Genomic DNA, 14939 nt, shown 5'->3' on the forward strand with positions numbered 1-14939 from the left:
GGGGGATCCGCATCCGCGGCAGCGGGGTCCGCGCCTGGAGCGGGCCCCGCTGTGCCGTTGAGCGGCGGGAGGCGCTCCGGTTCCGTTCGGGCGGGCGGCCGGTGCGGTGCGCGGGCGCGCGCCGCACCTCGGGGCGCACCTCGGGAGTGAACAGGTGAGCTGGGGAGCCCTCTAGGGGATGTAAACCCCATGAAGTTGGGTAAAAACGCTGTGGCGGCACCACCGTTCATGATTCCCTCTCACCACCGACACACAGCCCTCGGACCCCTCGCGGATCCTTCTTCCGGCCGGCCGACCGGGCTGACGGGCCGAACTCCCCGGAGCGGCCGGGGTGTGCGGACCCGCACTCCCCCTTCTTTCTTGCGTGCTTGCGGAGCCGATCCATGCTCACGACCCTGAACACCGCCTACACCGACACCCGCGCGGCCGACCTCGCCTGGGCCCTGGGCCGCGAGCCGCTTCCCGCGCTGGCCACCCTCGACCTCGAACTCGCCGGGAACAAGCTCCAGTTACGGCTCCTCGGCGCGTCCCACCAAGTGCTGCTGGAAGAGGAGCGCGGCCTGTGCTCGGAGACGGTGGCGTGCATTCCGGGCAGCAGCACGCCCCTTCCGCTGGGCGTGGCCAAGCGGGTGGACGACTGGGAGTACGAGTTCGCCGCCCGGGTGGAGGTCCTCCCCCCGGGTTCCTTCGCGGGCCGTGCCCAGGAGTTGCTCGCGCTGGTCTGCGACCACCCGCAGGGCCTCGTCGGGGTCTTCCCCGGCAGCCCGCACGCGTTCACCGCGCTGCTCGCCCAGTGCCACGAGGGCCAGGTCCACTGGCGGACCTGGCACGCCTATCCGCAGGACGGGCAGCTGGTGGTGACCCGGACGAAGGTGGGGACGCGCGTGGGCGCGGCGCTGTGAGGAGCCGGTGCGCACGGCCCGCGGGCGTGCCGGCCCGCAGGTCCCCGGCTCATGCCAAGGTGGGGCAGACATAAACAAATTTCACACGTGTGGGTGACGATCCGCACCGGAGGCGTCACGTAACGTCGCAGGGTGATCGAACCGAAAGCCCCCGCTCCGCCCCGTGCCGCCCCACCCGGGGACGGGCCGGGCGGCACCGGCGGCGCCCCGGGCGGCTGCGTGCGGCTGCCCGTGCGGCAGGGCACCGGGCGGTTCCTGGTCCTCGCGGGCGTGTTCGTCTGCGCGGCCTGCGGACTCGTGTACGAGCTCGAGCTCGTTGCGCTGGCGACCTACCTGATGGGCGACTCGGTCACCCAGGCGTCCGTCGTGCTGTCCGTGATGGTCTTCGCGATGGGCATCGGGTCCCTGGCCGCGAAACGGCTGCGCCGGCACGCGGCGGCCGCCTTCGGCGCCGTCGAGGCCGTGCTCGCCCTCCTCGGCGGGGGCAGCGCGATGGCCCTGTACGCCGTCTTCGCCTGGACCGGCGACTGGGGCGGCCCCTGGGCGGCCGGCCCGCGCGTGCTCCTGGTCGCCTTCTCCCTCGCCATCGGACTGCTGATCGGCGCCGAGGTCCCGCTGCTGATGGAGCTGATCCAGCGGATCCGCCGGCAGGACGCGGGCGGTGCGGTGGCCGACCTGTTCGCCGCCGACTACGTCGGCGCGCTCGTCGGCGGCCTCGCGTTCCCCTTCCTCCTCCTGCCGCTCCTCGGCCAATTGACCGGCGCGCTGATCACCGGTGCAGTCAACGCGGTCGTCGGCGGCGCGCTGGTGCTGGGCCTCTTCCGGCAGGACCTCACCCGCCGTGCCCGCCGGCTGCTGGTGGCCGTCAACGCCTGCGTGCTCGTCGTCCTCGCCTCGGCCGCCGTCCTGGTCGACGACTTCGAGCGGGCCGCCCGGCACGCCCTGTACGGCGCGGACGTGCGCGTGGCCCTGCGGACCGACACCCAGGAGGTCGTGCTCACCGGCGGCCGGGACGGCCGGCCGCCGGCCCTGTACCTCGACGGGCGGCTGCGGGCCGAAGGCCCGGACGAACGGCGGTACCACGAGGCGCTGGTGCACCCCGCGATGACCGGCCCGCACGCCCGCGTGCTCGTCCTCGGCGGCGGTGACGGACTGGCCGCCCGCGAGGTGCTGCGCCACCCCGGCGTGCACCGGGTCGACGTCGTCGGGCTCGACGCGGACGTGGTGCGGCTGGCCCGCCGCGACCCGGCGCTGTCCGCGCTGAACGAGCGCGCCCTCGACGACCCGCGCGTGCGCGTGAGCACCGGGGACGCCTTCGGCCGGCTGCGTGGGGCGCCCCCGGCGGCGTACGACGTGGTGGTCTCGGACCTGCCGCGGCCCGGGAACACCACGAGCGCGAAGCTGTACTCGCAGGAGTTCTACGGCCTGGTCCGGCGCGTCCTGGGGCCCGGCGGGCGGCTCGTGGTGCACGGCGGCCCGGCGGCGGCCCGCCCGCACGACTTCTGGACGGTGGAGGCGACCCTGCGCGCGGCCGGTCTCCGTACCGCCCCGTACCGCACGAGCGGCCGGCCGGCCGAAACCGGCGGTCCCGGCCGCGCCTCCCGCGACTGGGGCTTCGTGCTGGCCGCCCGCACCGACCCCGGTCTGCGCCTCGACCCGTCCGGACCGCGTCCGCGCACGCTCACCGACGCCTCCCTCGCGGCGGACGCCCGGGCCGCCGCGCGCACCCGGGTGCCCGGCCTGCCGCCGTCCACGCTGGTGCATCCCCGGTACGCCGGCTGAGTCCCCGGGGCCCGTCCGGCCCTCCCCGCCGGGCCCGCGCCGCCCGGCACCGACGCGCCGCCACTTCGCGCCGACGGGGGTACAGCCCGGCGTCGCCTGGGTAGGCTCCGCAACCATGGAGCACGAGGTCTTCGTTCCGGTCGAGGTGGAGCGGCTCAGGGAGGTACTGGACGACCCCGCGCGGGTCGCCCGGGCGGTGCCCGGGCTCCAGCGCGACACCGGTGCCGCCGACCCCGTCGCCGGCCGGCTGAGGATCCGCGTCGGCGGCCACTCCATCACCTACCGGGGCGCCGTACGGGTGTCCGGGCGGGACGACGGCTCCTACGCCGTCGAGGGCGACGCGACGGAGATCCGCGGCACCGGCTCGGTGAAGCTGGCGCTGCGGCTGCGCCTGCGGGAGGCGGAGGGCGGCGCCGCCCTCACCGTCGACGGCACGGCGACGGCCGGCGGCCGGGTCGCGGACCTCCCGGCGGACGCGGTGGCCTCGGCGATGTCCCGTCTGCTGGACCGTTTCGCGGAGAACCTGGGCGCGGCGGTGGCGGACCGGGACGGGACGGACGCACCCGGGGACGGGGCGCCGGCCCCCGAGCAGGCCGGTCCGGACTCCGGCCCGCAGGCCCCCGGCCCGGAGTCGCCGGAGCTCCTGGCGGCGGGGGACTTCGAACCGCGGGCCACCACCGACTTCGAGACCACTCCGGACGCGGACGACGCCCCGCCGCCGCCTCCTGCCCCCGGGCCCGGTCCCGCGGAGCCCGCACGGTCCGAGGAGGCCCCGGAAGCCCCCGGGGTCCCGGAAGCCCCCGAACCCCCGGAGCCCGGCGCCGAGCCCGCCGGGGAGCCCCTCCCGGACCTCCCCTCCGCCTTCGACGCGGAGGCCCCCCCGTCCTCCCCAGGGGAGGACGACTCCGTCGCCGAGGCGGCCCACGCCCGGCGGACGATGATCGGCCGCAGCGCCGAGGAGGTGGACCACGCCCCGCCCCGCGGCCGGTACGCGCCCGTCCCCGCCCCCCAGACCGTCTCGCCCCGCAGCCCGCTGCGCTGGGCGGCCCCGGCGGCGGCGCTCGCGGTGGCCTCGGCCGTCGTCGCGGTCCGGGCGCTGCGCAGACGGCACTGAGCGACGCGAACCGGCCGGAAGGAACCCGGGCCCCCTTGATCGCCCCAGTAGGGTCGAGACGTGAGTACCGAAGACATCACGCTGACCGCGGGCGACGCGGAGGTGACCGTGCAGCCGGGCAACGGCGGCCGGGTCGGAGGGCTGCGGCTCGGGGGCGTCGAGCTGCTGCGGCAGGGGGAGAGGTACGGCTGCTTCCCGATGGTCCCCTGGTGCGGGCGGATCCGCGACGGCCGGTTCCGGGACGGCGCCGCCGTGCACCACATGCCGCTCAACGCCCCGCCGCACGCCATCCACGGCACCGCCCGCGACGCCGCCTGGCGCACCGCCCGCAGGAGCGCCGACGAGGCCGTGCTCACCTACGACCTCACCGAGCCGTGGCCCTACTCCGGGCGCGTCACCCAGCAGATCGCGCTCACCGCGGACTCCCTGACGCTGGCCATGAGCGTGGAGACGTACGAGTCCTCCTTCCCGGCGCAGATCGGCTGGCACCCCTGGTTCAACCGCACCCTCGACGGCGCGGACGTCCGCCTGGACTTCGCGCCGGCCTGGCAGGAGGAGCGCGGCGAGGACCACCTGCCCACCGGCCACCGGATCGACCCGAAGCCCGGGCCCTGGGACGACTGCTTCGGCATGCCCGGCGGCGTCGACGTCACCCTCACCTGGCCGGGGCTGCTGGAGCTGAAGGTGACCAGCCGCGAGGAGTGGGTCGTGGTCTACGACGAGCAGCGCGAGGCCGTCTGCGTGGAGCCGCAGACCGGCCCGCCCGACGGCCTGAACACCCACCCGCGCCTGGTCACCCCCCTGGAGCCGCTGGAGGCCTCGACGACCTGGAGCTGGACCCGCCTTTGAGCGCCTTTAAGCTGACTGGCATGAGTGACGTTCGCGGCGCGCTGCTGCAGCAGATCAAGGACAAGGCCGTGGTGCACGGCAAGGTGACCCTCTCCTCCGGTCTGGAGGCCGACTACTACGTCGACCTGCGCCGCATCACCCTCGACGGCGAGGCCGCCCCGCTGGTCGGCCAGGTGCTCCTGGACCTGACCGACGGGCTGGACTTCGACGCGGTCGGCGGCCTGACCATGGGCGCCGACCCGGTGGCCGCCGCCATGCTGCACGCCGCCGCCGCCCGCGGCCGCAGGCTGGACGCCTTCGTGGTGCGCAAGGCCGCCAAGGCGCACGGTCTGCAGCGCCGGGTGGAGGGCCCGGACATCGCGGGCCGCCGCGTCCTGGTCGTCGAGGACACCTCCACCACCGGCGGCTCCCCGCTCACCGCGGTCGAGGCCGTGCGCGAGGCCGGCGCCGAGGTGGTGGCCGTCGCGACCATCGTCGACCGGGCCACCGGCGCCGCCGAGAAGATCCGGGAGGGCGCCGGGGTGCCGTACCTGTTCGCGTACGCGAAGGACGAGCTCGGCCTCGACTGACCCGCCCCCGACCCGCCCCCGATCCACTCCGTGGCGCGGTCCTCAGACATCGTCGACATAACGACTCGACCTGCGCCGTCGACCAGCCGGACAAGTCTGGGAAGATGGCCTCGACAATGACGTCGCATCCAAGGTTCCAGGTCAGGGCCGACCGTACGCAGCACCCCCACCCGCAACGCTAAGAGGAGCGGACAGATGCCCATCGCAACTCCCGAGGTCTACAACGAGATGCTGGACCGGGCGAAGGCAGGAAAGTTCGCCTACCCGGCCATCAACGTCACCTCGTCCCAGACCCTGCACGCGGCACTGCGCGGCTTCGCCGAGGCGGAGAGCGACGGCATCGTCCAGATCTCGACGGGCGGCGCCGAGTTCCTGGGCGGCCAGCACAACAAGGACATGGTGACCGGCGCGGTGGCCCTGGCCGAGTTCGCGCACATCGTCGCCGAGAAGTACGACGTCAACATCGCCCTGCACACGGACCACTGCCCGAAGGACAAGCTCGACGGGTACGTGCGTCCGCTGCTCGCGGTGTCCGAGGAGCGCGTCAAGGCCGGCCGCGACCCGCTGTTCCAGTCCCACATGTGGGACGGCTCCGCCGAGACCCTCTCCGACAACCTCGCCATCGCCCAGGAACTCCTCGAGCGCACCCGCGCCGCGAAGATCATCCTCGAGGTCGAGATCACCCCGACCGGTGGCGAGGAGGACGGCGTCTCGCACGAGATCAACGACTCCCTCTACACCACGGTCGACGACGCGATCCGCACGGCGGAGGCGCTGGGCCTGGGCGAGAAGGGCCGCTACCTGCTCGCCGCGTCCTTCGGCAACGTGCACGGCGTGTACAAGCCGGGCAACGTCGTCCTCCGTCCCGAGCTGCTGAAGGAGCTGAACGAGGGCGTCGCCGCCAAGTTCGGCAAGCAGGCGCCGTTCGACTTCGTCTTCCACGGCGGCTCCGGCTCCAGCGAGCAGGAGATCCTGACCGCCCTGGAGAACGGCGTGGTCAAGATGAACATCGACACCGACACCCAGTACGCCTTCACGCGTCCGGTCGTCGACCACGTGTTCAGGAACTACGACGGCGTCCTGAAGGTCGACGGCGAGGTCGGCAACAAGAAGACCTACGACCCGCGCACCTGGGGCAAGCTGGCCGAGGCGTCGATGGCCGCCCGCGTGGTCGAGGCCTGCCGCCACCTGCGCTCGACGGGCACCAGGATCAAGTAAGGAACCCGTGCTCCGGTGAGCCCGGCACCCGCGGTGGTGCCGGGCTCACCGCGTTTGCGTACGTCCCGTGTTTCCGTATGCTCCCCCCATGCCCGACGTCCGGCTGGCCTCACCGCAGGGCAAGTGGATCCTGCTCACCACGGTGCTCGGCTCCGGCATGGCCCTGCTGGACTCCACGGTCGTCAACGTGGCCCTCCCGCGCATCGGGCGCGACCTCGGCGCCGACCTCGCCGCCCTCCAGTGGACCGTCAACGCGTACATGGTCACGCTGGCCGGGCTGATCCTGCTGGGCGGGGCGCTGGGGGACCGGTTCGGGCGGCGGAAGGTGTTCGTCACCGGGGTGCTGTGGTTCGCCGCGGCCTCCCTGCTGTGCGGTCTCGCCCCGAACGCCGGGATGCTGATCGCCGCCCGCGCGCTCCAGGGCGTCGGCGGCGCGCTGCTCACGCCCGGGTCGCTCGCCCTCATCCAGGCCTCCTTCCACGCCGACGACCGGGGCCGCGCGGTGGGCCTGTGGTCCGGCTTCGGCGGTGTCGGCGCGGCCGTCGGACCGTTCCTCGGCGGCTGGCTGGTGGACGGGCCGGGCTGGCGCTGGGTGTTCCTGATCAACGTGCCCCTCGCCCTGCTGTGCGCCCCGATCGCCGTACGGCACGTGCCCGAGTCCTCCGGCGGGGGCGCGCACGGCCGCTTCGACGTCCTGGGCGCCGCGCTCGGCGCGCTCGCCCTCGCGCTGATGACGTACGCGCTGATCGAGGCCGGTGAGGGCTCCGTCGTGGTCGCCGTCGCGGGGGCCGCCGGCCTCGCCGCCGCCGTCGCCTTCGTGCACGTCGAGCGGCGCGGCCCGGACCCGATGATGCCGCCGGACCTCTTCGCCTCCCGCCAGTTCACGGCCGCCAACCTGGTCACGCTGTGCGTGTACGCCGCCTTCGGCGGCTTCTTCTTCCTCGCCGCGCTCCAGCTCCAGGTCGTCGTCGGGTACTCCGCCCTCGCCGCCGGCACGGCGCTGCTGCCCACGACCGCGCTGATGCTGCTGCTCTCCGCGCGCTCGGGTGAACTCGGCGACCGCATCGGCCCGCGCCTCCCGCTCACCGTCGGACCGCTGCTGTGCGCCGCCGGGATGCTGCTGATGCTGCGCGTCGGCCCGGGCGCCTCCTACCCCGCCGACGTGCTGCCCGCGCTGCTGGTGCTCGGCCTCGGCATGGTCACCCTGGTGGCCCCGCTGACCGCGACCGTCCTCGCCTCCGTGGCCACCGCGCGGGCGGGCCTGGCCAGCGGCACCAACAACGCCGCCGCCCGCGCGGCCGGCCTGGTGGCGGTGGCCGCGCTGCCGCTGCTCACCGGGATGGGGCCGGAGGCCTACCGGGAGCCGGACGCCTTCGACGACGCGTTCGGGCGGGCGATGGTGCTGTGCGCGGGGGTCCTGGTGGTGGGGGCGGCCGTCGCCTTCGCGACCGTGCGCCGCCCGGCGGCGCCGGACTGCCGGCGCCCCGAGTGCCGTACGCACGGCAGTGTGGCGGTGCCCCCGCTGGAGGCGGAGACCGGGCGGGGACCGGACGGCGGGGCCGCCCCCCGGCCTCCCGGCACCGGACGGGGGTGATGTACGAGACTGGACCCATGTCGATTCATGAGAACCTCCTCGGCGGTCCGCCCCCGACCCACCTCCCCGACGACCCCGGGCCGCGCGAGCTGCTCGCGTCGGGCACCTCGCCCGCCGACGTCGCCGCCCGTTACCCGACCTCCTCGCTTGCCTGGGCCCGGCTGGCCGACGAGGCGTTCGAGCGGGACAGCGTCGTGGAGTCGTACGCGTACGCCCGCACGGGCTACCACCGCGGACTGGACGCGCTGCGCCGCAACGGCTGGAAGGGCCACGGCCCGGTCCCCTGGGAGCACGAGCCCAACCGCGGCTTCCTGCGCGCCCTGCACGCCCTCGCCCGCGCCGCGCAGGCGATCGGCGAGCAGGAGGAGTACGAGCGCTGCTCCCAGTTCCTGAAGGACTCCTCGCCGACGGCGGCCCAGGTCCTCGGCTGAGCCGTACGGCCCACGAGGCCCGCCCGTGACCGGGCGGGCCTTGCGGCCGTGGGGGACGATTGCGGAGGATGCACCGTGGGGACCGGGGCCCCCGTGCCGGTAACGGCAGGGGCGGACCGCTACCCGGAGTACATTTCAGGAGACAGCGATGTCCCACGAGGCTCACGAGCCGGAGACCCCGCATCTCGACTTCGAGGGCACGACCCCCTACGAGGACTACGTCAGGGCCGACGTCCTCACCCACCTCCAGCACACCCTCTCCGACGATCCCGGAGAGATGGTCTTCCTGGTCACCACCCAGGTGATGGAGTTGTGGTTCACCGTCATCGTCCACGAGTGGGAGACCGCGGCGAAGGCGCTGCGGGAGGACGACGTACCGACCGCGATCGACGCGCTGAAGCGGTCCGTGCGGGAGCTGGAGGCGCTGAACGCCTCCTGGAAGCCGCTCGGACAGCTCACCCCCGCGCAGTTCAACGCCTACCGCGGCGCCCTCGGCGAGGGCTCCGGCTTCCAGTCGGCGATGTACCGGCGCCTGGAGTTCCTGCTCGGCGACAAGTCCGCGTCCATGCTGGTCCCGCACCGGGGCTCGCCGCGCGCGCACGCCGAGCTGGAGAAGGCGCTGCACGAACCGAGCCTGTACGACGAGGTGCTGCGGCTGCTCGCCCGGCGCGGGCACGCCGTCCCCGAGGAGGTGCTGCGGCGCGACGTGTCGCGGCGCTACGAGCCGTCGCCGGAGGTGGAGGCGGTCTGGACGGCCGTCTACTCGGGTGACGAGCGGGACGAGGTCGCCCGGCTGGGCGAGGCACTGACCGACGTCGCCGAGCTGGTGTGGCGCTGGCGCAACGACCACCTGGTCGCCACCCGCCGCGCGATGGGCGCCAAGGCCGGCACGGGCGGCTCGGCCGGGGTGGCCTGGCTGGAGAAGCGGGCGCAGAAGAACGTGTTCCCCGAGCTGTGGACGGCGCGATCCCATGTCTGAACTGGCCTCGAAAGCGGAGAAGTTGGACGCGGTCGACGAACTGGCCGCCAAGCGCGCCGAGTTCGTGCTGGACGACCCCGACACAGCGGTCTACCTCGACGGCAACTCGCTGGGCGCGCTGCCCGTCGCCGTCCCCGGCCGGATCGAGGACGTGGTCCGCCGGCAGTGGGGCGAACTGCGCATCCGGTCCTGGACCGAGGAGGGCTGGTGGACGGCGCCGGAGCGGATCGGCGACCGGATCGCCCCGCTGGTCGGCGCCGCCGCCGGGCGGATCGTGGTCGGGGACTCGACGAGCGTCAACCTGTTCAAGGCGCTGGTGGGCGCGGTGCGGCTGGCGCGGTCGGCGGACACCGGACGGGACGAGATCGTGGTCGACGCGACCACGTTCCCCACGGACGGCTACATCGCCGCCTCGGCCGCCCGGATGACCGGCTGCACCCTGCGCCCGGTCCCGCCGTCCGAGGTCCCGGGCGCGCTCGGCGACCGTACGGCGGCGGTGCTGCTCAACCACGTCGACTACCGCACCGGCCGGCTGCACGACCTGCCGTCGCTCACGGCGGCCGTGCACGCGGCGGGGGCGTACGTCGTCTGGGACCTGTGCCACAGCGCGGGCGCGCTGCCGGTCGGGCTGGACGGACACGGCGTGGACCTGGCGGTCGGCTGCACTTACAAGTACCTGAACGGCGGCCCCGGTTCACCGGCGTACCTCTATGTGCGCGCAGACCTGCAGGACCGCTTCGACTCCCCGCTGCCCGGCTGGAACTCCCACGCCGACCCCTTCGGCATGCGCCCGGACTACGAACCGGCGGCGGGCGCGCCGCGCGGACGGGTCGGCACCCCGGACATCCTCTCCATGCTCGCCCTGGAGGCGGCCCTGGAGGTCTGGGACGGCGTGACGGTCGACGCGGTGCGGTCCAAGTCCCTCGCGCTGACGGACTTCTTCCTGGAGTGCGTCGAGGCGTACGTCCCCGCGGGCCGGGTCGCGTGCCTGACCCCGCGGGCGCACGGGGAGCGGGGCAGCCAGGTCGCCCTGCGCTGCCCGGACGCCGGGGACGTGATGAAGCGGCTGATCGAGCGCGGGGTGGTCGGGGACTTCCGCCACCCGGACGTGCTCCGCTTCGGCTTCACCCCGCTGTACATCGGCTTCGCGGACGCGGAGCGTGCGGCACGGGTGCTGGCGCAGGTGCTGGCGGAGACCGGGGCTCAGGACGGCGGGACGGCGCCGTGACGGCGGCCTGCGGGTCCCGTGCGCGGGACGGGACCCGCAGGCCGCCTCCCAGGAGGTTCACCGAGTGTGATATCCCCATGTCCGCGCACATGATCGTCCTGATACCGTCCCGGCCAACGGCCGAATACTTCTCGGGTCCGCCAAATACGTTTCATCGCTGAGAGGTTGGAGCATGACGGACGACGTCGCAGCCGCCCGGGCCGCCGCCGAGGAGGAGTCGGTCCTCTCCCGTCCGCCGGTCGACCCCGACGCGACCGCGGCCTACGGCGACGACCCGGACCAGCTGATCGACTTCTACGTCCCGCGCGCCACGGGCGGCCCCGGCGGCCCCGCGCCCGTGGTCGCCGTCCTGCACGGCGGCGCCTGGCGCGCCCCCTACGACCGGCGCCACATCAGCCCGTTCGCCGGGTTCCTGGCCCGCCGGGGCTTCGCCGTGGCCAGCATCGAGTACCGGCGCGGTGCGGGGGAGGCGGGCGGCGGCGACCCGGTCGCGGGGCGCTGGCCCGACACCTTCGACGACGTCGCCGCCGCGCTGGACGCCCTGCCCGAGCTGGTCCGGCAGCACCTGCCGCAGGCCGATCCGCGCCGCACGGTCGTCACCGGGCACTCCGCCGGCGGCCACCTGGCGCTGTGGAGCGCCGCCCGGCACCTGCTGCCCGCCGACGCCCCCTGGCGCACGGACCGCCCCGCGCCCCTGCGGGGCGTGGTCGCCCTCGCCCCGATCGCCGACTTCGCGGTCGCCGACAAGCTGGACGTGTGCGAGGGGGCGGTCCGCCAACTGCTGGGCGGTGACGACGGGTTCGCCGAGCGCCGGCCGTACGCCGACCCCGCGCTGCTGCTGCCGACCGGTATCGCCACCACCCTGGTCCAGGGCCGTGCCGACCTCGACGTCCCGCCGCCGGTGGCCGAGGCGTACACGGAGGCGGCGGCGAAGGCCGGCGAGGTGGTGGGGCTGACGCTGCTGGAGGACGTCGGCCACTTCCCGCTGATCGACCCGGCGGCGGACGCCTGCGCGGTGGTGGCGGAGGAGATCGCCCAGCTCGCCTGGTGACGCCTTTCCCGGGGGTGCCCGGGGGCCCGTGGGGTCTCCGGGGCATTCGGCCGTACCCGGTCGTACCCGTAGTACCTGAGAGCTACCCCGCAGGTGAGTCCCCCGGCGGGACGCGGGTTACCCGCGCCGCTCCGTAACTTCCCTTCCCGACGAGCCCGATGACCGGGCGGAGGGGGAGACGGGACGACCATGGGACTGCGGCACGGGGCGGGGACGGCGGGGCACGGCGGGAGCGCGGGCGGCGCGTCCGCGACCACGGGGGAGGTCGGTCCGGCGGAACGGCGCCGGGCACGCGGGGGAGCCGGGCGCCGCGCCGCCCCCGCGGACGATGCGGCGCCGACGACGGCGGTCGTCCCGGTGGCCGTTCCGGTGACCGCCTCGGTGGCCGAACACCCGGCGCGAGGGCGGCAGATGAGCCCGCGACGGGCGAACCGGCGGCGGATGGAACGGTGGTGGGCGGGCCGGTGGTGGCGCACCGTCCTCGCCACGCTCGTCGCCTCCGCCGTGGCCCTGCCCCTCGCCGGTGCCGCGCGGCCCGAGACCCCCGCCCCCGCACCGGCCGCGACCGCCCCGCCGACCGCGGCCACCCTCGAGACGGTCCACGCGGCCCACCGGGCCAACGCCCGGGAAGCGGCCCGGACGGCCGCCGACCACGGCGACCGGCAGCGCGCGTCGGCCGACCAACTCGCCGAGGCGGTCCGGGTGGTGGCGGCCGGGGACGCGCTGCTCGCGCCCGGGATCACCCGGCGGCTGATCGCCGAGTTCTCCCGGCTGGCCCCGGAGCCCCGCACCCCGCTGAAGGAGCGCGTGGGCGACCTCACCGAACGCGAGACGGAGGTGCTCGCGCTGATCGCGCGAGGCCTGTCCAACGCGGAGATAGCGGTGCGGCTGGTGGTGGCCGAACAGACCGTGAAGACGCACGTCGGGCGGATCCTGGTGAAGCTGGGCCTCAGGGACCGCACACAGGCGGCGGTGTTCGCCTACGAGTCGGGGCTGGTCCGGCCCTCCGGGTACTGATCCCCCGGTAGCGACTTCCACGGGTACCGGAGGCCGTCCGCGCGGCCCGTGTAGTACCTGAGACGGACGCCGGGAAACCCGTCTCGGCGGGGACGACCGCGGTCACCCGGTCGGCCTACCGTGTGAGCGTGACCGAGACGACCCACCAGCAGCCCCCGGCCGCCCCGTACGGTGACGGGACCCGCAGCCCGGAGTACCGGCTGGCCCAGAAGTCCCTGAGCGGGCTGCGCGAGGACCTGTTCCACGACGCGTTCGCCTACCGCCCGCTGCCGCCCCGGCGCACCGACGGCCCGTTCGTCCGCCGGCTGCCCGCCCGGCTGCGGTCGGCCGCGGAACACCTCCCGCACGCGGTGGTGGGGGCGGTCGCGCTGCTCGCCCTGATGGCCGGCACGCTGTCGAGCGGCCTGCCCGGCGGGGACGTGCCGGCCCTGCTGATCGGCCTGCTGTGCGCGCTCCCGGTGCTCACCACGCTGGTCCGGCCGGTCGGCGCGTTCTGGCTGTCCCTCGCGGTGACCCCGGTGGCCGCGTTGATCAAGAGCGGCCAGGGCGACTGGCCGTGGATGCCCGGCGCGTTCGTCTGCCACCTGGCGGTGCTGGTCGTCGTGGCGCTGCGCACCCGGCCCCGCACCGCCGCCTGGATGTGGGTTCTGACCACCGTCTACGCCTTCCTCTCGGACGTGTTCCTCGGCGGCTCCTACTACTACACGAACAGCGGGCCCATGATGGTGACGTCCGCCTTCGCCCTGCTCGTGGTCTCCCTCTGGCACGTCCGCCACACCGCCCAGCAGGAGGTGACCGCCCAGCAGACGGTCACCGCGCACGAACGCTCCCGGCGCACGCTGCTGGAGGAGCGCACCACCATCGCCCGCGAACTGCACGACGTGGTCGCCCACCACATGTCGGTCGTCGCCATCCAGGCCGAGGCCGCCCCCTACCGGGTGGAGAACCCGCCGCCGGAGCTGGAGCGCGCCTTCGCCACCATCCGGGAGAACGCGGTGGCCGCCCTCACCGAGCTGCGCCGGGTCCTCGGCGTGGTCCGCGCCGAGGACTACGAGGCCCCGGACGCCCCGCAGCCCACCCTCGCCGACCTGGACGCCCTGCTCGCCAACGTGCGCGGCGCCGGGCTGGAGGTGGAGAAGGTGACGACCGGCGCGGTGCGCGAGCTGCCGCCCGGCGTGGAGCTGTCGGCGTACCGGATCGTGCAGGAGGCGCTGAGCAACAGCCTGCGGCACGCGCCCGGTGCGAGCGCCCGGGTCGAGATCGGCTACGTGCTCGGCGGGCTCGGCGTGCGCGTGGTGAACGGCCCGGCACCCGAGCCGAGCCTGGTCAAGCCCTCGCCCGGTGCGGGGCACGGCATCACCGGCATGCGGGAGCGGGTCACCATGCTGAACGGCGAGATGACGGCCGGCCCGACCGACGACGGCGGCTACGAGGTCGCGGTGTTCCTGCCGGTCCCCGCGGTGCACGACAGGAACGACGAGAACCGCGGGAACGGGGCAGCGGCATGACGATCCGTGTCCTGATCGCGGACGACCAGATGATGGTGCGCGAGGGCTTCTCGGTCCTGCTGAACGCGATGCCGGACATCGAGGTCGTCGGCGAGGCCGTCAACGGCCGGGAGGCGGTGCAGCGGGTCCGCGAACTCGCCCCGGACGTCGTCCTGATGGACATCCGCATGCCCGAGCTGAACGGCATCGAGGCGACCCGGGAGATCGTCGCCGCCGACGGCGCGGCGAAGGTGCTGGTGCTGACCACCTTCGACCTGGACGAGTACGTCTACCAGGCGCTGCGCGCGGGTGCCTCCGGCTTCCTCCTCAAGGACGCCTCGGCCCGCCAACTGGCCGACGGGGTACGGGTGGTCGCCTCCGGGGAGGCGCTGCTCGCCCCGTCGGTGACCCGGCGGCTGATCACCGAGTTCTCCAAGCTGTCCGAGACCCCGCGCCTGATGCCGTCCGCGCAGGCGGCGTACGGTGACCTCACCGAGCGGGAGACGGAGGTGCTGGTGCTGATCGCCCAGGGCCTGTCGAACGCGGAGATCGCCGAGCGGCTGGTGGTCGCCGAGTCGACGATCAAGACGCATGTGAGCCGCATCCTGGTGAAGCTGGGCCTCAGGGACCGCACCCAGGCGGCGGTGTTCGCGTACGAGGCGCGGCTGGTGACCCCCGGCTGACCCCGGTCACAGGGCTCCGACCCTGGTCAGGGGGC

At 74.6% G+C, this 14939-nt stretch carries 14 protein-coding genes; all 14 read left to right on the forward strand.

Translation table 11 applies throughout. The features are described from left to right. Positions 1-383: 383 nt before the first annotated feature. Entirely contained in the window at positions 384-902 is a 519-nt protein-coding gene (locus CP969_RS20930; RefSeq protein ID WP_004985463.1) for a DUF2617 family protein, read from the forward strand. Positions 903-1034: 132 nt separating this feature from the next. Beyond that, positions 1035-2684 carry a polyamine aminopropyltransferase gene (locus tag CP969_RS20935; protein WP_016825326.1) on the forward strand — a complete coding sequence of 550 codons (1650 nt, stop codon included), beginning with the start codon at positions 1035-1037 and terminating at the stop codon, positions 2682-2684. Positions 2685-2799: 115 nt separating this feature from the next. Beyond that, complete coding sequence (locus tag CP969_RS20940) at positions 2800-3798, forward strand: SRPBCC domain-containing protein (RefSeq protein ID WP_016825325.1); 999 nt, start codon at positions 2800-2802, stop codon at positions 3796-3798. A 60-nt stretch (positions 3799-3858) separates the two neighbouring features. After that, entirely contained in the window at positions 3859-4647 is a 789-nt protein-coding gene (locus tag CP969_RS20945; protein WP_004985456.1) for an aldose epimerase family protein, read from the forward strand. A 20-nt stretch (positions 4648-4667) separates the two neighbouring features. Beyond that, the gene (pyrE, locus tag CP969_RS20950; RefSeq protein ID WP_004985454.1) at positions 4668-5216 is read left to right on the forward strand and encodes an orotate phosphoribosyltransferase; all 549 of its coding nucleotides are present in this window, start codon (positions 4668-4670) and stop codon (positions 5214-5216) included. Positions 5217-5411: 195 nt separating this feature from the next. Then, complete coding sequence (gene fbaA, locus CP969_RS20955; RefSeq protein WP_004985453.1) at positions 5412-6434, forward strand: class II fructose-bisphosphate aldolase; 1023 nt, start codon at positions 5412-5414, stop codon at positions 6432-6434. A gap of 88 nt (positions 6435-6522) precedes the next feature. Further along, positions 6523-8028 (forward strand): MFS transporter, encoded by a 1506-nt coding sequence (locus tag CP969_RS20960; protein ID WP_016825324.1) that lies wholly within the window; start codon positions 6523-6525, stop codon positions 8026-8028. A gap of 17 nt (positions 8029-8045) precedes the next feature. After that, positions 8046-8459 (forward strand): DUF3151 domain-containing protein, encoded by a 414-nt coding sequence (locus CP969_RS20965; protein ID WP_004985448.1) that lies wholly within the window; start codon positions 8046-8048, stop codon positions 8457-8459. 148 nt (positions 8460-8607) lie between these two features. Further along, on the forward strand, positions 8608-9438 hold the full coding sequence (locus CP969_RS20970) for a tryptophan 2,3-dioxygenase family protein (RefSeq protein WP_004985446.1): 831 nt from the start codon (positions 8608-8610) through the stop codon (positions 9436-9438). Further along, positions 9431-10666 carry a kynureninase gene (gene kynU / locus CP969_RS20975; RefSeq protein ID WP_026085009.1) on the forward strand — a complete coding sequence of 412 codons (1236 nt, stop codon included), beginning with the start codon at positions 9431-9433 and terminating at the stop codon, positions 10664-10666. Before CP969_RS20970 ends, kynU begins: the two co-directional genes overlap by 8 nt. A gap of 172 nt (positions 10667-10838) precedes the next feature. Beyond that, positions 10839-11717: an alpha/beta hydrolase family protein gene (locus CP969_RS20980; RefSeq protein ID WP_016825321.1), complete on the forward strand. Its 879-nt coding sequence runs from the start codon at positions 10839-10841 to the stop codon at positions 11715-11717. Between the two features lie 189 nt (positions 11718-11906). Then, on the forward strand, positions 11907-12734 hold the full coding sequence (locus CP969_RS33920; protein ID WP_016825320.1) for a helix-turn-helix transcriptional regulator: 828 nt from the start codon (positions 11907-11909) through the stop codon (positions 12732-12734). Positions 12735-12862: 128 nt separating this feature from the next. Beyond that, positions 12863-14242, forward strand: coding sequence for a sensor histidine kinase (locus CP969_RS20990; protein WP_016825319.1), 1380 nt, complete (start codon positions 12863-12865; stop codon positions 14240-14242). Next, complete coding sequence (locus CP969_RS20995) at positions 14239-14904, forward strand: response regulator (protein ID WP_004985430.1); 666 nt, start codon at positions 14239-14241, stop codon at positions 14902-14904. The genes CP969_RS20990 and CP969_RS20995 overlap by 4 nt, the downstream gene beginning before the upstream one ends. Positions 14905-14939 lie beyond the last annotated feature (35 nt).

This window comes from Streptomyces viridosporus T7A (assembly GCF_008704515.1).
In the GTDB taxonomy this organism is placed as follows: domain Bacteria; phylum Actinomycetota; class Actinomycetes; order Streptomycetales; family Streptomycetaceae; genus Streptomyces; species Streptomyces viridosporus.

Coding starts and splice junctions, on each gene's coding strand:
- CP969_RS20930 (WP_004985463.1), top strand. CDS start 384: ATGCTCACGACCCTGAACACCGCCTACACCGACACCCGCGCGGCCGAC.
- CP969_RS20940 (WP_016825325.1), top strand. CDS start 2,800: ATGGAGCACGAGGTCTTCGTTCCGGTCGAGGTGGAGCGGCTCAGGGAG.
- pyrE (WP_004985454.1), top strand. CDS start 4,668: ATGAGTGACGTTCGCGGCGCGCTGCTGCAGCAGATCAAGGACAAGGCC.
- fbaA (WP_004985453.1), top strand. CDS start 5,412: ATGCCCATCGCAACTCCCGAGGTCTACAACGAGATGCTGGACCGGGCG.
- CP969_RS20960 (WP_016825324.1), top strand. CDS start 6,523: ATGCCCGACGTCCGGCTGGCCTCACCGCAGGGCAAGTGGATCCTGCTC.
- CP969_RS20965 (WP_004985448.1), top strand. CDS start 8,046: ATGTCGATTCATGAGAACCTCCTCGGCGGTCCGCCCCCGACCCACCTC.
- CP969_RS20970 (WP_004985446.1), top strand. CDS start 8,608: ATGTCCCACGAGGCTCACGAGCCGGAGACCCCGCATCTCGACTTCGAG.
- kynU (WP_026085009.1), top strand. CDS start 9,431: ATGTCTGAACTGGCCTCGAAAGCGGAGAAGTTGGACGCGGTCGACGAA.
- CP969_RS20980 (WP_016825321.1), top strand. CDS start 10,839: ATGACGGACGACGTCGCAGCCGCCCGGGCCGCCGCCGAGGAGGAGTCG.
- CP969_RS33920 (WP_016825320.1), top strand. CDS start 11,907: ATGGGACTGCGGCACGGGGCGGGGACGGCGGGGCACGGCGGGAGCGCG.
- CP969_RS20995 (WP_004985430.1), top strand. CDS start 14,239: ATGACGATCCGTGTCCTGATCGCGGACGACCAGATGATGGTGCGCGAG.